General features: G+C 71.5%; 14 protein-coding genes. 13 read left to right on the forward strand and 1 reads right to left on the reverse strand.

Annotated features, from left to right (window positions below; all coding sequences use genetic code 11):
* Positions 1-27 precede the first annotated feature (27 nt).
* The 9 genes from ACIGXX_RS20395 to obgE all read left to right on the forward strand — a co-directional run bounded on the left by ACIGXX_RS20395 (position 28) and on the right by obgE (position 12,757).
* Positions 28-1,950: a TIGR03960 family B12-binding radical SAM protein gene (locus ACIGXX_RS20395; protein WP_351160526.1), complete on the forward strand. Its 1,923-nt coding sequence runs from the start codon at positions 28-30 to the stop codon at positions 1,948-1,950.
* A 6-nt stretch (positions 1,951-1,956) separates the two neighbouring features.
* Positions 1,957-2,526 carry a GNAT family N-acetyltransferase gene (locus ACIGXX_RS20400; protein ID WP_399977432.1) on the forward strand — a complete coding sequence of 190 codons (570 nt, stop codon included), beginning with the start codon at positions 1,957-1,959 and terminating at the stop codon, positions 2,524-2,526.
* A 36-nt stretch (positions 2,527-2,562) separates the two neighbouring features.
* Positions 2,563-3,939 carry a hypothetical protein gene (locus tag ACIGXX_RS20405; protein WP_361462353.1) on the forward strand — a complete coding sequence of 459 codons (1,377 nt, stop codon included), beginning with the start codon at positions 2,563-2,565 and terminating at the stop codon, positions 3,937-3,939.
* A 46-nt stretch (positions 3,940-3,985) separates the two neighbouring features.
* Complete coding sequence (locus tag ACIGXX_RS20410; RefSeq protein ID WP_399977435.1) at positions 3,986-4,789, forward strand: TIGR03936 family radical SAM-associated protein; 804 nt, start codon at positions 3,986-3,988, stop codon at positions 4,787-4,789.
* 236 nt (positions 4,790-5,025) lie between these two features.
* Positions 5,026-8,898 (forward strand): ribonuclease E/G, encoded by a 3,873-nt coding sequence (locus ACIGXX_RS20415; RefSeq protein WP_399977438.1) that lies wholly within the window; start codon positions 5,026-5,028, stop codon positions 8,896-8,898.
* Between the two features lie 181 nt (positions 8,899-9,079).
* On the forward strand, positions 9,080-10,429 hold the full coding sequence (locus ACIGXX_RS20420) for a phospholipase D-like domain-containing protein (RefSeq protein WP_351160517.1): 1,350 nt from the start codon (positions 9,080-9,082) through the stop codon (positions 10,427-10,429).
* A gap of 163 nt (positions 10,430-10,592) precedes the next feature.
* Positions 10,593-10,913, forward strand: a complete 321-nt coding sequence (rplU, locus tag ACIGXX_RS20425) for a 50S ribosomal protein L21 (RefSeq protein WP_160505004.1) — start codon at positions 10,593-10,595, stop codon at positions 10,911-10,913.
* Between the two features lie 14 nt (positions 10,914-10,927).
* On the forward strand, positions 10,928-11,182 hold the full coding sequence (gene rpmA, locus ACIGXX_RS20430) for a 50S ribosomal protein L27 (RefSeq protein ID WP_030564037.1): 255 nt from the start codon (positions 10,928-10,930) through the stop codon (positions 11,180-11,182).
* A 135-nt stretch (positions 11,183-11,317) separates the two neighbouring features.
* Entirely contained in the window at positions 11,318-12,757 is a 1,440-nt protein-coding gene (gene obgE / locus ACIGXX_RS20435) for a GTPase ObgE (RefSeq protein WP_351160513.1), read from the forward strand.
* Positions 12,758-12,934: 177 nt separating this feature from the next.
* Here the strand turns inward: obgE and ACIGXX_RS20440 are convergent, their stop codons facing one another.
* Positions 12,935-15,025, reverse strand: coding sequence for a hypothetical protein (locus tag ACIGXX_RS20440; RefSeq protein ID WP_351160511.1), 2,091 nt, complete (start codon positions 15,023-15,025; stop codon positions 12,935-12,937).
* A gap of 276 nt (positions 15,026-15,301) precedes the next feature.
* Here ACIGXX_RS20440 and proB point away from each other — a divergent pair, with 276 nt between their 5' ends.
* The 4 genes from proB (at position 15,302) to ACIGXX_RS20460 (ending at position 19,155) form a co-directional block, all read left to right on the forward strand.
* Entirely contained in the window at positions 15,302-16,429 is a 1,128-nt protein-coding gene (gene proB / locus ACIGXX_RS20445; RefSeq protein ID WP_383818858.1) for a glutamate 5-kinase, read from the forward strand.
* 224 nt (positions 16,430-16,653) lie between these two features.
* The gene (locus ACIGXX_RS20450) at positions 16,654-17,133 is read left to right on the forward strand and encodes a hypothetical protein (RefSeq protein ID WP_351160508.1); all 480 of its coding nucleotides are present in this window, start codon (positions 16,654-16,656) and stop codon (positions 17,131-17,133) included.
* Positions 17,134-17,207: 74 nt separating this feature from the next.
* Positions 17,208-18,509, forward strand: a complete 1,302-nt coding sequence (locus tag ACIGXX_RS20455; protein ID WP_351160506.1) for a glutamate-5-semialdehyde dehydrogenase — start codon at positions 17,208-17,210, stop codon at positions 18,507-18,509.
* Positions 18,510-18,576: 67 nt separating this feature from the next.
* A complete protein-coding gene (locus ACIGXX_RS20460) occupies positions 18,577-19,155 on the forward strand; it encodes a hypothetical protein (protein ID WP_351160504.1) in 579 nt (192 codons plus the stop codon).
* The last annotated feature ends 14 nt before the right edge of the window (positions 19,156-19,169 follow it).

Below are 19,169 nucleotides of genomic sequence, written 5' to 3' on the forward strand. Positions count from 1 at the left end.
CCCCTGCCAGCTCACGAAAGTCGCGAGATGCCTGTCGAGTCGGTCTTCCCACAGCTCGAAGCTCTGCTCCCGCATGTGCAGAAGCCCATTCAGTACGTGGGCGGTGAGCTCAACTCCACCGTCAAGCCGTGGGACAGCTGTGACGTCCGCTGGGCGCTCATGTACCCCGACGCGTACGAGGTCGGGCTGCCCAATCAGGGCGTCATGATCCTGTACGAGGTACTGAACGAACGCGAGGGCGTCCTCGCCGAGCGCACCTACAGCGTCTGGCCGGACCTCGAGGAGCTGATGCGGGAGCACAAGGTCCCGCAGTTCACCGTGGACAGCCACCGCCCCGTCGGCGCCTTCGACGTGTTCGGGCTGAGCTTCTCCACGGAGCTCGGCTACACGAACATGCTCACGGCCCTCGACCTCGCGGGCATCCCGCTGGAGTCCAAGGACCGCACCGTCGACGACCCGATCGTCCTGGCCGGAGGCCACGCGGCCTTCAACCCCGAGCCGATCGCGGAGTTCATCGACTGCGCGGTCATCGGCGACGGCGAGCAGGCCGTGCTCGACATGACGGCGATCATCCGCGAGTGGAAGGCGGAGGGCCGCCCCGGCGGCCGCGAGGAGGTCCTGTTCCGCCTCGCCAGGACCGGCGGTGTCTACGTCCCCGGGTTCTACGACGTCGAGTACCTCCCGGACGGGCGGATCGGCCGCGTCGTACCGAACAGGTCCGGTGTCCCGTGGCGCGTGTCCAAGCACACCGTCATGGACCTGGACGAGTGGCCCTACCCCAAGCAGCCCCTCGTGCCGCTCGCGGAGACCGTCCACGAGCGCATGTCCGTGGAGATCTTCCGCGGCTGCACCCGCGGCTGCCGCTTCTGCCAGGCCGGCATGATCACGCGCCCCGTGCGGGAGCGAAGCATCACCGGCATCGGCGACATGGTGGAGAAGGGCCTCAAGGCGACCGGTTTCGAGGAAGTCGGCCTGCTCTCCCTGTCCTCCGCGGACCACACGGAGATCGCGGACGTCGCCAAGGGCCTCGCGGACCGGTACGAGGAAGACAAGATCGGCCTCTCCCTGCCCTCGACCCGCGTCGACGCCTTCAACATCGACCTGGCGAACGAACTGACGAGGAACGGCCGCCGGTCGGGTCTCACGTTCGCCCCCGAGGGCGGCTCCGAGCGGATGCGGAAGGTCATCAACAAGATGGTCTCCGAAGAGGACCTGATCCGCACCGTCGCGACCGCGTACGGCAACGGCTGGCGCCAGGTGAAGCTGTACTTCATGCTCGGCCTGCCCACCGAGACCGACGAGGACGTCCTGCAGATCGCGGACATGGCGGCGAACGTCATCGCCAAGGGCCGCGAGGTCGCGGGCAACGACATCCGCTGCACCGTCTCCATCGGCGGCTTCGTGCCCAAGCCGCACACGCCCTTCCAGTGGGCCCCGCAGCTGTCGGCCGAGGAGACGGACGCCCGCCTCGCGAAGCTGCGCGACAAGATCCGCGGCGACAAGAAGTACGGCCGCTCGATCGGCTTCCGCTACCACGACGGCAAGCCCGGCATCGTCGAGGGCCTGCTCTCGCGCGGGGATCGCCGCATCGGCTCCGTCATCCGCGCGGTGTACGAGGACGGCGGCCGCTTCGACGGCTGGCGCGAGCACTTCAGCTACGACCGCTGGATGGCCTGCGCCGAGAAGACGCTGCCCGCCTTCGGCGTGGACCTCGACTGGTACACGACGCGTGAGCGCACGTACGAGGAGGTCCTGCCCTGGGACCACCTGGACTCCGGTCTCGACAAGGACTGGCTCTGGGACGACTGGCAGGACTCGCTCGACGAGACCGAGGTCGAGGACTGCCGCTGGACCCCGTGCTTCGACTGCGGCGTCTGCCCGCAGATGCAGACCGAGATCCAGATCGGCCCGACCGGCAAGAAGCTCCTGCCGCTGTCGGTAGTGAAGTAGCCCCACGTGACGCAGCGCGAGCCGGTGGATGGGGCGGGTGTTCCTCAACTCGCCCCGCCCTCCGGCCTCGTGCATCTCTCCTTCATCGCCGCGATGGAGGAGTTCCGCGCCGAGGGGCGCGGCGGCGATGACGACGACACGACGCTCGGCCGCACCCTGCGCGACTACGGCGACAAGTGGCACGACCCGGCGGTCTTCGAGCGCTACGTTACCGAGGCCCGCGAGGCCGCGCACCCGGCCGAGCCGTTCTCCGTCCCCGTGACGACCCTCTGGTACACGGACGGCGCCGACTACTTCGGCCGCCTCGCCATCCGGCACAACATCGCCACGCGCTTCCTGCGCGAGTACGGCGGCCACATCGGCTACGACGTACGCCCCACCGCCCGCCGCCGCGGCCACGCCACCGCGATGCTGATCGGCTGCCTGCCGTACGCCCGAGCGCTGGGCCTCGCATCGGTCCTGGTCACCTGCGACACCGACAACACCGGTTCGCGCAAGGTGATCGAGGCCGCGGGCGGCGCCTTCGAGGACGAGCGCGGCGGAAAGCTGCGCTACTGGATCCCGACCGGCGCCTGACGAACCGGCACCCACCACTGACGCGTCTAGGACGGCATGGACCTGGAAAAGCGGCCCCCGCAGCACGAGCGCGAGCCGGAGCAGCCGCTGCCCGCACCGCGACTCCCCGCACCACAGGGCCCCGCACCACAACCGCGGGCCGAGGGCTGCCTCGCCGTCGCCATCCGCATCCCGGTGCGGATCGTGGTGCTCGTGCTCGTCGTACCGGTACGCCTGGTGTGGGACGCGTTCGCCGTGTGCGGCCGTTTTCTCTACTTCCGGGCGCTGCGGCCCGTGGGACGCGCTCTCGGCGCGGCCGTGACCTGGCTGCTCAAGGCGGTGTTCGTGTGGCCGTGGGTGGCGCTGTGGCGGTACGTGCTCGCGCCCGTGGGCAGGGGCCTGGCGTGGCTCGGGCGCGTGCTGGTCGTGGTGCCCGTCGCGTGGCTGTACGCGTCCGTCCTCGCCCCGATCGGCCGCGGCATCGCCTGGCTGTGCGGGGGAGTCGGGCGCGGCGCCGCGTGGCTGTGCGTGGCCGTCGGGCGCGGCGTCGCCTGGCTGGTGCGGACGCTCGTCGTGGTCCCCGCCGTATGGCTCTACACCTGCGTCCTGACACCGATCGGGCACGCGATCGCCTGGCTCGCGCGGGGCATCGCGGCGGGTGCCGCGGTGGCCGGGCGCGGCATCGGCCTCGCCCTGGTGTGGCTGTTCAAGGCGGTGTTCGTGTGGCCGTGGGTGGGGCTGTGGCGGTACGTGGTCGTGCCCGTCGGCACGGGGCTCGCCTGGCTCGGGCGCGTGCTGATCGTGATCCCGGCCGTCTGGCTGTACGCGTCCGTCCTCACCCCGATCGGGCGCGGCATCGCCTGGCTGGTCGGGGGGATCGGGGCCGGGATCGGCTGGCTGGTCCGGGGGATCGGGACGGTGCTCGGCGCCCTGGGGCGCTGGATCTTCGTCGTGCCCGCCGTGGCCCTGTGGCGCTGGGTGCTCGCGCCCGTCGGGCGGGGGATCGCCGTCGTCGCACGCGAGATCGGTGCCGCCTTCGGACACGCCTGGCGCATCGCCGGGTACGTGTCCCTGGCCGTGGGCCGCTTCCTCGGCCGGCTGCTGCGGTGGCTCTTCGTCGACCCGGTGCGCTGGGTGTACCGCGCGGTCCTCACCCCCGTGGGGCACGCCGTGCGCGACGGGGTCTGGCGGCCCGCCGCCCGGGCGGTCAAGGACGCGGGCCGCGCCACCCGGCAGGCCCTGGCCGCCGCCCGCCAGAGCGTGCGGGACGCGCGTGCCGACGTACGGCGCATGCTGTTCGGTGCGCCGAAGGAACGGGTCCCCGCGGGGAGGGTCCCGATGGAGCCCGCACCGGTGCCGGTGGCCCGGCGGGAACCGGACACGCCTGCGACACGTACTCTAGGTAGCAGTACGACCGCACTCACGAAGGACTAGAACACTGGGCAAGCGACAGCCCGAAGGCCCGCCGCCCGCTCCCGCGGTGCAGCGCATCCGACTGCGCTACACCAAGCGCGGCCGCCTCCGGTTCACCAGCCACCGTGACTTCCAGCGCGCCTTCGAGCGGGCGCTGCGCCGCGCCGACGTGCCCATGGCGTACTCGGCGGGGTTCACTCCCCACCCGAAGGTGTCGTACGCCAATGCCGCACCCACCGGCACGGGCAGTGAGGCCGAGTACCTGGAGATCGCGCTCACCGAGACGCGTGACCCCGACAGGCTGCGCGAGCTGCTCAACGAGTCGATGCCCACCGGCCTCGACATCGTGGACGCCGTCGAATCCCGCACATCGGGACTCGCCGACCGGCTCACCGGGTCCGTCTGGGAGCTGCGCCTCGACGGCGTGGAGCCCGCGGACGCGGAGCGTGCCGCCGAGGCCTTCCGGGCCGCGGACACCGTCGAGGTCCAGCGCCGCGCGAAGAACGGCATGCGCACGTTCGATGCCCGTGCGGCCGTCGTGAGCCTTGAGGCGATCGCCCCTGACGAGGCGATCAGCCACGACGCTGATAGGCCGACCGACCAGCCCTGTGCGATACTGCGGCTGGTTGTTCGGCACGTGACACCTGCCGTACGACCCGACGACGTCCTGTCCGGTCTTCGAGCTGTGGCCGACCTGGCGCCGCCGGTCGCCGCAGCGGTGACCAGGCTGGCGCAGGGGCTTCTTGACGACGAGACCGGCACGGTGACCGACCCGCTCGCGCCCGACCGCGAGGCAGCCACGACCCCGCTTGAGAACCAAGGGGTCGCCGCAGCCGCCGCGAAGGTGCCGGCGACGGAAGGTCCCGCGTAGGGACGAACGTCGTAGCGCCGCCCTCGTACTCGGGAGCCACCTGGGTCGGGCAGCGCACTGACCGAGACTTTCGCCAGGCCGTCCGCATTTGGGCGTACGGAACCGGCGAGACAGACACATAGAGCTCCCGTGCGGCGCCCACGCCCCCGGATGGCGGCCCCGCGTAGGTGAGCGAGGGCCGCGGACATCACCGGACCAGGCGCGGCGCCCGGGAGCGTGACGGGAGAACCGCCCGCATGCTTGAGCCGAACGAACCCACTGAGGGCTCGGACAACAACACCCCCAGCGACACCCTGCCGCCGCGCCGCAGGCGCCGTGCGGCGTCGCGGCCCGCCGGTCCGCCGGTGGGGGCCGCCGGGAGCACCGAAGGCGCGGCTCCGGCCATACCGGCCACCCCCGCCGCCGAAGAGCCCGCCGTGGCCGCCGCTCCCGAGCCCGAACCGGCCGAGGAAGCAGCTCCCGCGCCGCGTCGCCGCCGTGCGACCCGCCGTGCGTCGGCTCCGGCCGGTGCGCCGCAGGGCGCCGAGACGCCCGCCGAGGCGCAGGTCGCCGAGCCCGCCCCGGCCGAGGCCGAGGCCGAAGAGACCGCGCCCGCCCCGCGCCGCCGCCGTGCCACCCGCCGCGCCTCCGCGCCCGCCGGTGCGCCGCAGGCTGCCGAGGCCGCCGTCGAGACGCCGGTGGCCGCCGAGCCCGCCGTGGAGGAGCCCGCCGCCGAGGCCGCGCCCGAGACGCAGCCGGAGTCCGGCGATGCCGCCCCGCGCCGTGCCCGCCGCCGCGCGACCCGTGGCTCGTCCGCGCCCGCAGCCGAGCCGCAGGCCGCCGAGCAGGCCCCCGCCGCCGAGCCGAAGGCGGACGCCGCGCCTGCCGCGGCCGAGCAGACCCCCGAAGCGGAACCCGCCGAAGAGGACGCGCCCACGGGCCGCCGTCCCCGCCGTGCCACCCGCAAGGCCGCCGCCGGATTCTCGGCGCCCGCCCCGACGCGGGCCCGCAAGGCGCGTGCCGGTGACACCGAGGAGGGCTCCGGCAGGAAGCCGCGCCCCGCCGTCGCCGTCTTCCAGGCGCCGGTGTTCGCCGCGCCGATGTTCCAGACCCCCGAGAGCGCTGCCGCCGCTGCCGCCGCCGAAGCGGCCGACGAGCCCGCCGAAGAGGTCGAGGCCGAGCAGCCCGTCGCCGCCGCACCCGTGGTGGAGGAGGAGACCGGCCCGCGCCGTCGCCGCCGCCGTCGTGCCGCGGACGAGCAGCCCGCCGCCGAGCGCGAGCCCGCCAAGGCCGCTCCGCAGCCCGCCGAGGCCGAGACCCCCGAGCCCGAAGAGGCCGAGGACACCGCCGCGGACAGCGACAACGACAACGACGAGTCCGACGACTCCGGCGAGCGGCACGGCCGTCGTCGCCGTCGTGGTGGCCGTCGCCGCCGCCGCGGTGAGTCCGCCGACGACTCCGGCGACCAGCAGGACGCGGACGCCGAAGCGGACTCCGACACGGACGCCGCCGAGCAGGACGCCGAGCCGACCGCCGAGGAGTCCGACGAGGACGCGGACGACAACGGCTCGGGTGCCGGCTCCAGCAGCAGCCGTCGCCGCCGTCGCCGTCGCCGTCGCGCCGGTGACTCCGGTGACGCGGACGGCGGAGAGAGCGACCCGGAGCGTACGGTCGTCAAGGTCCGTGAGCCGCGCAAGAAGGAAGAGCGCGAGCTCGGCACCGGCGTCGACGAGGTCACGTCCATCAAGGGCTCGACCCGTCTCGAGGCCAAGAAGCAGCGCCGCCGCGAAGGCCGCGAGCAGGGCCGCAGGCGTGTGCCGATCATCACCGAGGCGGAGTTCCTCGCCCGCCGCGAGGCCGTCGAGCGGGTGATGGTCGTCCGCCAGAACGGCGAGCGCACCCAGATCGGCGTCCTCGAGGACAACGTGCTCGTCGAGCACTACGTCAACAAGGAGCAGGCCACCTCGTACGTCGGCAACGTCTACCTGGGCAAGGTCCAGAACGTGCTGCCGTCCATGGAGGCCGCGTTCATCGACATCGGCAAGGGCCGCAACGCGGTCCTGTACGCCGGTGAGGTCAACTTCGAGGCCCTCGGCATGGCCAACGGCCCCCGGCGCATCGAGTCGGCCCTCAAGTCCGGCCAGTCGGTCCTCGTGCAGGTCACGAAGGACCCGATCGGCCACAAGGGCGCCCGCCTCACCAGCCAGGTCTCGCTGCCCGGCCGCTACCTGGTCTACGTGCCCGAGGGCTCGATGACCGGCATCAGCCGCAAGCTGCCCGACACCGAGCGCGCGCGTCTGAAGACCATCCTCAAGAAGATCGTCCCCGAGGACGCGGGCGTCATCGTGCGCACCGCAGCCGAGGGCGCGAGCGAGGACGAGCTGCGCCGTGACGTCGAGCGTCTGCAGCAGCAGTGGGAAGAGATCCAGAAGAAGGCGAAGAACGGCGGCGCCGCGCCGACGCTTCTGTACGGCGAGCCGGACATGACCGTCCGTGTCGTCCGCGACATCTTCAACGAGGACTTCTCGAAGGTCATCGTCAGCGGTGACGAGGCCTGGGACACCATCCACGGATACGTCGCCCATGTCGCCCCCGACCTGGCCGACCGCCTGCAGCGCTGGACCTCCGAGGTCGACGTCTTCGCGACGTACCGCATCGACGAGCAGCTGATGAAGGCGCTCGACCGCAAGGTCTGGCTGCCCAGCGGCGGCTCGCTGGTGATCGACAAGACCGAGGCGATGATCGTCGTCGACGTCAACACCGGCAAGTTCACCGGGCAGGGCGGCAACCTCGAAGAGACCGTGACGAGGAACAACCTCGAAGCGGCCGAGGAGATCGTGCGCCAGCTGCGCCTGCGCGACCTCGGTGGCATCGTCGTGATCGACTTCATCGACATGGTGCTCGAGTCCAACCGGGACCTGGTCCTGCGCCGTCTGCTCGAATGCCTGGGCCGTGACCGCACGAAGCACCAGGTGGCCGAGGTCACCTCGCTCGGCCTGGTGCAGATGACCCGTAAGCGGGTCGGCCAGGGCCTCCTGGAGTCCTTCTCCGAGACCTGCGTCCACTGCAACGGCCGCGGCGTGATCGTGCACATGGAGCAGCCGACCTCCGCCGGTGGCGGCGGCAAGCGCAAGAAGCGCGGCCGCGGCGGCTCCGAGCAGGGTCAGGAGCACACGCACGAGCACGACCACGAGCACGAGGGCACCGACGAGGCCGACGTCGAGACCGAGTCCGAGGCCGAGGTCGCGGCGGAGGCCGCCGCCCCGGTGGCGCTTCCCGAGCCGGAGTTCGTGCCGGACGAGGAGCTCTACAGCAGCGCGTCCGAGGCCGAGGCGGCCGCGTCGTCCCGTGGTGGCCGTTCGCGCCGCAGGGCGACCCGCAGGGCCTCGGCTCCGGCCGGCGCCCCGCACGCGGAGAGCGCGCCCAAGTCGGAGAAGCGCTCCAAGTCCCGGCAGGCCGCCACGGCCGAGGCTCCGGCCGCCGAGGACCCGGTCGTCGAGGCTCCGGCCGCCCCGGCCCAGGAGGAGGCTGCCCCGCAGCCCGCTCCCGCCGTCGAGGCAGCCCCCGAGGCGCCGGTGGACGACGCCGCTCCCAAGGGGCGTACGCGCCGTCGTGCGACCCGCAAGGCGACGGCGCCCGCCGGTTCGCCCAAGAGCGCGCAGAGCACCGAGCCGGAAGCCGCCGAGGTGATCGTCACCGAGGCGCCCAAGGCGGAGCCCGTCGCGGAGCCGGTGGCCGAGCCGGTCGTGGCCGAGGCCCCCGCCGACGCCGCCCCGGCCCGTCCGCGCCGCCGTGCGGTCCGCAAGGCCACCGCGCCGACCGCGTCCGAGGAGGCGGCCGTCCTGGTCGTCCCGTCGGCGGAGAAGGCCGCTCAGGCCCCGCAGAGCGCGGAGCAGGCCACGGAGCGGTCCGAGGCCGACGCGGAGGAAGCCGCTCCGGCCAAGAAGGCGACGCGTAAGACCGCCGCCAAGAAGACGGCCACGAAGAAGGCCGCCACCAAGAAGACCGCGGCCAAGAAGACGGCCGCCAAGAAGACGACGGCCAAGAAGGCGTCGAAGACGACGAAGAAGACCGCCGCCGCGGAGCAGGCGCCGGCCGGTGTCAAGGCCTCCGCGGCAGACGAGGGCTGACCTGCCCCTTCGTGGTCCGTACGTATGACCGGGTGCCCCCGGCACGGTGAATCCACCGTGCCGGGGGCACCTGGCTGTTGGAACACGGTGAAGTACCTGTAAAACTCATGCGGTTGGTGCAGGAACACGCGAGCGTGGCGTTTGGGGAGACGTTCCGTTCGTGTCAGGGGAGGGGTGGACGATGGCGCACGGTCGCCTGGGAGGCACGGGACGTCACCGTGCCGTGAAGCAGGTCAAGGGCGGACGCCGGGCCGTCGCGCTGGCGACGGTCCTGTCGGCGGCGGGTATCCAGACCGTCAGCGCCGTGGGGACGGCGGCGGCCGACGGGGAGCCGCCCCTGGTCGAGGCCCCGCTGTTCAACGACCCGCTGGGCACCCCCGAGCAGCAGCACGCGATCCGCACCCGGCTGATCGAGCTGACGAACGCCGCCGTGCCGGGCTCGACCATCAAGGTCGCGGTCTACCACGTGTGGGAGGCCCCGGTCGTGGACGCGCTCGTGGCGGCCAAGAACCGCGGTGTGCGCGTGCAGATGGTGCTCGACGAGTCCAGCAGGAGCGACCGCCCCACGAACACCGCGTACGGCAGGCTCGCGGTGGAGCTCGGCACCGACAGGACCAGGCCGTCCTTCGTGACGCTCTGCCCGGCCAACAAGTCGTGCCTGGGCGACCCCGCGTACGGCAAGTCGATCATGCACAACAAGTTCTGGCTGTTCTCCGAGGTCGAGGGCGCCAGGGACGTCGTCGTGCAGACCACGTCGAACTCGACGCCCTCCGCGCACACGAAGTTCTTCAACGACGCGCTGCAGCTCCCGAACAACCCGACGATGTACGAGGCGTACTCCGACTACTTCGCCGACATGATCCGCAAGGACTGGCGGAACTGGGACTACCGCACGGTGAGCGACGGCCTCTACAAGGCGTACTTCTTCCCGCGCTCCGGCACGGTCAACGAGACCGACACGATGTACTCGGTCCTGAACAACGTGCAGTGCAACTACCGGGACGCGGCCGGGGTGGCCCGGCACACGAACATCCGCGCCTCGATCTTCAAGATCACCCGGAAGCAGATCGCCGACAAGCTCGTCTCGCTCAAGAAGGCGGGCTGCACGGTCAGCATCGTCTACGCCGAGACCGACAGCGCCAAGAGCCAGGGCGGCACCCCGGGCACCTGGGAGGCCCTGCACAAGGCGGGCGGGCCGACCCTGCGCTGCTTCAACGACGACCGGGACCCGCTGCGCCCCGGCACCAAGCTGGTGACGCCCTACATCATCCACTCGAAGTACCTGCTCATCGACGGCAAGTACGACGGGAAGCAGAACAAGCTCTCCTTCACCGGCTCGCAGAACTACACGGCGCCCGCGCTGCGCGAGAACGACGAGGCGATCATCAAGATCGACGACGACTCGGTGCACGACGCGTACCGCGGACACTTCGACCGCGTACGCACGGTGGCCTGGCCCGGCAAGGCCGACACCACCGACTTGTGCAAGGGCGTCAAGCCGCTGCCGCCGGACGGCGAGAAGCCGGTTTGACCCGTCCGGCCCAGCCCCGTAATCTTGACCGTCGGCGTGTTACTAGCACGTCCTACCCCTGTAAACCCTGATTTCCTTCCGGCGCCCCGGCGCTCGGGAGAGGCTGGCTGTGCGAACGGCCGGCTGGACTGCGGGGGTCCCGTTCCGAGCGAAAGAGAGATCCGTGTACGCCATCGTGCGCAGCGGTGGTCGCCAGCACAAGGTTGCTGTCGACGACATCGTTGAGGTTGACAAGCTTCCCACCGCCAAGGTTGGCGACACCGTAGAGCTCTCTACGCTGCTCGTTGTCGACGGCGACGCCGTGACGAGTGACCCGTGGGTGCTTGCCGGTATCAAGGTCACGGCCGAGGTCGTGGACCACCACAAGGGCGCGAAGATCGACATCCTTCGCTACAAGAACAAGACCGGCTACCGCCGTCGCCAGGGTCACCGCCAGCAGTACACGGCGATCAAGGTCACCGGTATCCCCACGGCTGCGAAGTAAGGGACTGAGAACACATGGCACACAAGAAGGGCGCATCTTCCACTCGGAACGGGCGCGATTCCAATGCTCAGCGGCTCGGCGTGAAGCGCTTCGGCGGTCAGACCGTCAACGCCGGTGAGATCCTGGTCCGCCAGCGTGGCACCCACTTCCACCCGGGCTCGGGCGTCGGCCGTGGCAAGGACGACACCTTGTTCGCGCTGGACGCCGGTGCGGTGGAGTTCGGCACCCACCGTGGCCGCAAGGTCGTGAACATCGTTCCGGTCGCCTGAATCAGGCTTCCGTAGAACAGGTTCTTCGCGAGGGCGGACCTCACTTCCCTGTCGGGAAGCGGGTCCGCCCTTCGCGTGTTACACCTAAGGGCATTTCGCCCTTAACCTTTCGTACGTTTTCTGGAGGCACATCCCATGACCACCTTCGTGGACCGCGTCGAGCTGCATGTCGCCGCGGGTAGCGGGGGCCACGGCTGTGCCTCCGTCCACCGTGAGAAGTTCAAGCCGCTCGGCGGCCCTGACGGTGGCAACGGCGGCCGTGGCGGTGACGTGATCCTGGTCGTCGACCAGTCGGTCACGACCCTGCTCGACTACCACCACTCCCCGCACCGCAAGGCCACCAACGGCGCCCCCGGCGCCGGCGACAACTGCTCCGGCAAGGACGGCCAGGACCTGGTCCTGCCCGTGCCGGACGGCACCGTCGTCCTCGACAAGGACGGCAACGTCCTGGCCGACCTGGTCGGCCAGGGCACGACGTACGTCGCCTCGCAGGGCGGCCGCGGCGGCTTGGGCAACCGGGCACTCGCATCGGCCCGCCGCAAGGCGCCCGGCTTCGCCCTCCTCGGCGAGCCCGGTGAGAGCGGCGATGTCGTCCTGGAGCTCAAGACCGTCGCGGACGTCGCGCTCGTGGGCTACCCCAGCGCGGGCAAGTCCTCGCTGATCTCGGTCCTGAGCGCCGCCAAGCCGAAGATCGCGGACTACCCGTTCACGACGCTCGTCCCCAACCTCGGTGTGGTGACGGCCGGTTCGACCGTCTACACCATCGCCGACGTGCCCGGCCTGATCCCGGGCGCCAGCCAGGGCAAGGGCCTCGGGCTCGAGTTCCTGCGGCACGTCGAGCGGTGCAGCGTCCTGGTGCACGTCCTGGACACGGCGACCCTCGAGTCCGACCGTGACCCCGTCTCCGACCTCGACATCATCGAGGCCGAGCTGAGGGAGTACGGCGCGGGCCTGGAGAACCGGCCGCGGGTCGTCGTCCTCAACAAGATCGACGTACCGGACGGCCAGGACCTCGCGGACCTCGTCAGGCCCGACCTGGAGGCACGCGGCTACCGCGTCTTCGAGGTGTCGGCCATCGCGCACAAGGGCCTCAAGGAGCTGTCCTTCGCGCTCGCCGAGGTGGTGGCCGCGGGGCGTGCCGCGAAGCCGAAGGAGGAGGCGACCCGGGTCGTCATCCGGCCCAAGGCCGTGGACGACACGGGCTTCACCGTCAAGCTCGGCGACGACGGCATCTACCGCGTGCGCGGCGAGAAGCCGGAGCGCTGGGTGCGCCAGACCGACTTCAACAACGACGAGGCCGTCGGCTACCTCGCGGACCGGCTGAACCGGCTCGGCGTCGAGGAAGGGCTGATGAAGGCGGGCGCGCGCAGCGGCGACGGCGTCGCCATCGGCCCCGAGGAGAACGCGGTCGTCTTCGACTGGGAGCCCTCGGTGATGGCCGGCGCGGAGATGCTCGGCCGCCGCGGCGAGGACCACCGCCTCGAGGAGCCCCGTCCGGCCGCTCAGCGCCGCCGGGACCGGGACACCGAGCGGGACGAGGCCGAGAAGGCGTACGACGACTTCGAGCCGTTCTAGGCGGTCTCTGGCGGGGGCGCCCAGAGCAGTGAGAAGGGCCCCCGGAGCTTTTGCTCCGGGGGCCCTTCTCTTGTGCGTGCACCGTGCGGGTGCGTGGGGGCTTGGCGCGCCCACGCGGCGGAGCCGCAAATGTCACAGCCCCGCGCCCCTTACGGGGCGCCCACTGACGGGGCGCTCTTAGGCCGTTACCGAGTCCTCCGCGCCGTTCTGCTCGGTGGGGTCGGACTCCATTTCCTCCGCCGCGTCCTCCGCCGCCCGCTGGCCGGGGATCTCCGCGTCGATGCGGGTGGCCATGCGGATGCGGCGTTCGTCGGCCTTGGCCGAGAGCGCGAGGGCCGCCTCGTTGAAGCGGACCAGCGAGGGCGGGTCCGACGGGCCCAGGAGGTGCTCCTTGAGGGCCAGGCGGGCGTCGGCGTGCGTGTCCTTCTCCGGAGAACGGACGGCCTCCAGGAGCGCCGGGACGCCCTCGGCGGTCGGGGAGAGGATCGCTGCCGCGCTCACCGTCGGGAAGCCCGCGCGGAAGTCCGTCTCGGACATGCCGGACGTGTTGGCGACGGCGTACGGCTTCTCGCTCGTCAGCCAGTCGGAGACGACCGAGGAGACGTCGCTGATCAGCAGGTCCGCCTGGTTGAAGCAGGAGAAGATCGCGGGGCGCGCGGTGGTGATGATCTGGTGCTCCCACTCGGGGAACGACGCCCAGTACGCGGCCTCCCACGCCGCCGTCGCCTCGGCGACTGCCGCCTGCTGGTCGCCGTCCGGCGTGCCCTGGAGCATCATGCGCTCCATCTCGTCCACGCTCTTGCGGAACGCGGTCGAGGTCAGCCGGTCCAGGTCGGCGGTGCGGCGCGACAGTTCGGCCAGGGCGTCCTGGCCGGGACGCTCGCCGGAACGCTTGACTGCGGCCTCGCGGATCATCGCCTTGATGCGCTCGTTGGCGGCGCCCGCGCGCGGGTCCTGCGAACCGGTCATCGGGTGCGGCTTGTAGATGAGCCGGACGCCGGGGTCGGCGAGCAGGTGCCGGACGATGTTCTCGCCCGCGAGGGTCACCGACGTGTTGCCGGGGTTGCCGTCCCAGCCCTCCCAGGTGGGGGCGTACAGAACGGTCGTGAACGGGCCCGTGGGGGCGCCCGTGGACCGCAGGATCGGGGACAGCTGGGGGCGGCCGACCTCGACCACGTCCTTGTCGTCCACGCCCACGTCGGCGGCCTGGTAGCGGTCGCGCGCGGCGGGTCCGGCCACCCACACCTCGTCGTACGCCTTCGCGTACGGGTTGCAGGAGGACAGCTTGTCGCTCTCGCCGTGGTTGATGAAGGCGTGCTTGATCGTCGGGATGCGCAGGACCTGCGAGGTCTTCGCGGCGTTCGCCGGGTGCAGCATCATCTTCAGCGTCGAGGTCTCCAGGGAGAACATCGTCGCGACCTTCGGGAAGCAGATGATCGGGACGTCCGTCGCGTCGATCTTCTGCACCATGAACCGCTCACGCAGCACGATCAGCGGCTTGCCGTCGAGCTTGGAGAGCGTGGAGAGCCACATGTTCGCCTGGTACGCGGACGTGGCGCCGCCCGAGAAGTACATGGCGACGGACGGCTGGTAGTCGGCCAGCCAGTTGTCCAGCCACTCCATGACCTTCTCGTCGTTCTTCGCGCGCTTCTTGGGGAGCAGCCACGTGGCGAGGTAGACAGCGCCGAGGCCCATCAGGGCGATGGAGATCCCCAGGCCGATGCCGCCCCAGTACGCGTCCGTGGTGCCCGCGGTGACCATCAGGCCTGCCGTGGCGGGGATCGAGAACGTGAGCAGGCGGTGGGCCTGGCGGCGCGAGAGGATCCGCGGCGGGGCCGCGGTCAGGTGCAGCTCGGACGTGTCGATGTTGCGCGTGACGATCGGCAGCTGGCGGCGGCGGCGCACCATTATGGCGGTGGCCTGGCAGCCGAAGTGCAGGAAGTAGAAGGCGAGCAGCGAGATGGTCAGCGGCGACTGCTCGGCCAGCGGTTCGATGCCGTCGATGCGCAGCAGGCCGACCAGGATCAGCATGTCGCGCAGGAGCTGCCTGACGGTGACATCGAAGCGGATCTTGCCAAGGAGGGAGAGGAGGCCCGGCTGCTTGTACTGCAGATAGACGTCCAGCGCGAGGTTCGCCGCCGACGCGGCGATGAACACCGGTACATACGGGACCAGCGCGCTGACGAGCTGGGCCGTGAAGAGCGCGAACATCGCGAACAGCGCGGAGAGCTGCACGATGCGGCGGGATGCGAGTCCGGCAGAGGGCACGGGCTTGGGCTCCTGGCGGGGGATCGGGGGGATCGGACGGGGGGGGATGTCGAGCAAGGCGACCACTGACCGTATGACGTGCGGTGGCCCTGTAGCAATCTTCCGTGACGTCAATCACCGGATAAAGGGGCAAAGGTACTGAACCTCGGGGCCGTGTTCTACCTCGGGGGAGTCCTCGGTCCGCCCCTCGAAATGCTGGGGCGCCCCGCCTGGGCACTCGCGTAGATTGGCTGGTCCGGCAGGGAATGGGATCTTCGGGATCAATTGGGGAAGCACGTGGCTGGGGCAAGGCAGGGCATCGCAGAGGCCCACAGGGTCGTCGTCAAGGTCGGGTCCTCGTCCCTGACCACCGCGTCGGGAGGTCTGGACGCCGATCGCGTTGACGCGCTCGTTGACGTGCTCGCCAAGAGCCGCAGCGGCGGCGAGCGCGAGATCGTGCTCGTCTCGTCCGGCGCCATTGCCGCCGGGCTCTCGCCGCTGGGCCTGCGCAGGCGCCCCAAGGACCTCGCGAGGCAGCAGGCGGCCGCCAGCGTCGGCCAGGGCCTTCTCATGGCCCGCTACACCGCTTCCCTCGCGCGCTACGGCGTACGCGTCGGGCAGGTGCTCCTCACCTCCGACGACATGGCCCGCCGCGCCCACCACCGCAACGCGTCGCGCACCCTCGACCAGCTCCTCGCGATGGGCGCGCTGCCCGTCGTGAACGAGAACGACACCGTGGCGACGGACGAGATCCGCTTCGGCGACAACGACCGGCTCGCCGCGCTCGTCGCCCACCTCGTCCGCGCCGACCTCCTCGTCCTGCTCTCGGACGTGGACGGCCTCTACGACGGCGACCCGGCCAGGCCCGGCACCTCCCGGATCTCCGAGGTGACGGGCCCCGCCGACATAGCGCACGTCCAGATCGGCAGCGCGGGCAAGGCGGGCGTCGGCACCGGCGGCATGGTCACCAAGGTCGAGGCCGCGCGGATCGCCGCGGCCGCCGGCATCCCGGTCGTCCTGACCTCCGCGGTGCACGCCGCCGACGCCCTCGCGGGCCGCGACACCGGTACGTACTTCCACCGCACCGGCCGCCGCTCCGCCGACCGGCTCCTGTGGCTCCAGCACGCCTCCGAGCCGCAGGGCGCGCTCACGCTCGACGACGGGGCCGTGCGCGCGGTCGTCGAGGGGCGCAAATCGCTGCTGCCCGCCGGGATCGCGGCGGTCGAGGGCGACTTCGCCGCGGGCGATCCGGTCGAGCTGCGGGACACCGCGGGGCGGGCCGTGGCGCGCGGTCTGGTGAACTTCGACGCCAAGGAGCTTCCGCAGCTCCTGGGCCGTTCCACGCGGGAGCTCGCGCGGGAGCTCGGACCGGCGTACGAGCGGGAAGTGGTGCACCGCGACGACCTCGCCCTGCTGCACGACTAGCCCTTCGCCACCCCCCTCGCGCGCGGTCTCGTCGTCCCAGGAGTCACAGGGGCCCCAGCGGCCCCCGGCCGAAAACAGGCGCGAACGCCGCGCGCCGACCGGCCCCTGCGAGGTGAAACTCCCCAAAACCGCCCCGCGGGGGCGCTTGGCCTGCTCAACTTTGTTCCAGACACTTCCGCACGACCATTGCGTATCCGCACCACCATTGCGTAGAGGAGGCCGTCGTGAGACGAGTGCGCCCGGGAGCGTCGTCCCGCGCGTCGGCTGAGCGGTCCCTGACCAGCGTCGCCGCGGGGGCGACGTACACCGACACGCAAGCGGCGGGCGAGACGGACGAGAGACCGGAGGGCGAGACGGTGGAGGCGCCCCGTCTGTGGCACGTCACCCTGAGTGTCTCGGGGGCCGAAGCTCCGCTGAAAGAGGTCAGGCGCGGTCTCGAACAGCTCGCGCACGACCACCCCTTCCTGCTGACCAGCAGGTATGCCCCCGACCACGCGGAGATCCGGTACTGGGAAGAGGCCCGCGACCTGCACGACGCCGCCGCGGTCGCGCTCCGGCTCTGGGGAGAGCACCGGCAGAGCGCGCAGCTCCCGCCGTGGGAGATCGTGGGGCTCGAAGTGATCGACCGCGACACATACCACCAGCGGATCGCGGAGGGGTACGGCCCGCTGCCCGCGACCCCGGTGGGCGTGCACCCTTTTTGAGCCGTCGTGGGCACACCGGTCTCGGCTGCTGAAACAGCGGGTGGACCCCGGCCGGTCCCCATTACGCTGCGGACATGACGTCCCTCACCCCTCCGTTCTCGGGCTTGCCGTACGACAACCTCTCGCCCGTCGCCCAGGCCGCCTACCGCGCCCGCGGCGCCGCCGCGACGCTGGCGCCGCTGCCGCGCGCCGCCAAGGACGACGCGCTCCTGGCGATCGCCGACGCCCTCGAGGTCCGCACCGCCGAGATCATCGAGGCCAACGGCAAGGACACCGCCCGTGCCCGGGAGGCCGGGACGAGCGAGTCCATCGTCGACCGTCTGACGCTCACCCCGGAGCGGGTGCGTGCCATCGCCGCCGACGTGCGCGACGTGGCGGGCCTGCCCGACCCCGTCGGCGAGGTCGTGCGCGGCTCGACCCTGCCGAACGGCATCGACCTGCGCCAGGTCCGCGTCCCGCTGGGCGTCGTCGGGATCATCTACGAGGCCCGTCCGAACGTCACCGTGGACGCCGCCGCCCTCTGCCTGAAGTCCGGCAACGCGGTGCTCCTGCGGGGCTCGTCGTCGGCGTACGAATCGAACACGGCGCTCGTGCGGGTCCTTCGCGACGCCGTCCACGGAGCGGGCCTGCCCGCCGACGCCGTCCAGCTCGTGCCGGGCGAGAACCGCGACTCCGTGCGCGAGCTGATGCGCGCCCGCGGCCTCGTCGACGTCCTCATCCCGCGCGGCGGCGCCTCGCTGATCAAGACCGTCGTCGAGGAGTCCACCGTCCCGGTCATCGAGACCGGCACCGGCAACTGCCACGTCTACGTGGACGCCGACGCCGACCTGGACATGGCCGTCGACATCCTCATCAACTCCAAGGCCCAGCGCCCCAGCGTCTGCAACGCCGCCGAGACGCTCCTCGTCCACGCGGACATCGCCGACGCCTTCCTGCCGCGCGCCCTGGACGCCCTTGCCGAGGCCGGGGTCACCGTGCACGCCGACGAGCGGGTCATCACGTACGCCGACGGGTCGAAGGCCACCGTCGTGCCCGCGACCACGGAGGACTGGGAGACCGAGTACCTCTCGTACGACATCGCGGCGGGCATCGTGGACTCCCTGGAGCAGGCCGTCGAGCACATCCGCCTGTGGACCTCCGGGCACACCGAGGCGATCGTCACCACCTCGCAGCAGGCCGCGCGCCGCTTCACCCAGCTCGTGGACTCCACGACGGTCGCCGTGAACGCCTCCACGCGCTTCACGGACGGCGGCCAGTTCGGCTTCGGCGCCGAGATCGGCATCTCCACGCAGAAGCTGCACGCCCGGGGCCCGATGGGGCTTCCCGAGCTGACGTCGACGAAGTACATCGTCACCGGCGACGGTCACATCCGCTGAATTCCCGCACGGGCCCAATTCCCGTACCGTCTGCCCAGATTGCCCCTTCCAGGTCTACGCTGGAAGGGTGCCGGAGGACGTGGGGGGCACGCCGTCGTTTCCTGACGGCTGGGAGCCCGACGACGACCGCGACCACGGGGGTGCGGACGAAGAGTTCGCCTCCGTGGTCTTCGACGAGGACTTCGTCAAGGCCGCCGAAGTCCATGAACCCACTGCGGTGGAGCGGCTGTTGGCCGCCGCCCAGGCGCGCGCCGAGGCCTCCGAGGCCGAGAACCGCCGGGCCCGCACCCGGGGGCCGGGCCGGGAATCGCCCGAGGACGACCTCTACGACGAGGGCTTCGGCCCGGACGACGGCGGCGAGTTCGGCCACGACCCGGACCTCGACGACGTGTACGACCGCGAGTTCACCGAGGACGGGTACGGCAGGCAGGGCGGCTACGGCGGCCACAACCGCTGGCACCGCCCCGTCGCCTGGATGCTCGCCCTTCTGATGGGCATCGGCATGGTCGCGCTCGCCTTCACCGCGGTCTACCGCGGCGCGTCGACGGGCCGCCAGGACCCGATGCCGCCACCCGTGTCCACGGAGCCGTCCGCCTCCGCGGAGTACGGGCCGCCGGCGGTGTCCGCGACGCCGCGCACCCCGTGAGAAGTTGTCAGAAC

Origin of the sequence: Streptomyces sp. NPDC055243, assembly GCF_044544025.1 — a bacterium.
In the GTDB taxonomy this organism is placed as follows: domain Bacteria; phylum Actinomycetota; class Actinomycetes; order Streptomycetales; family Streptomycetaceae; genus Streptomyces.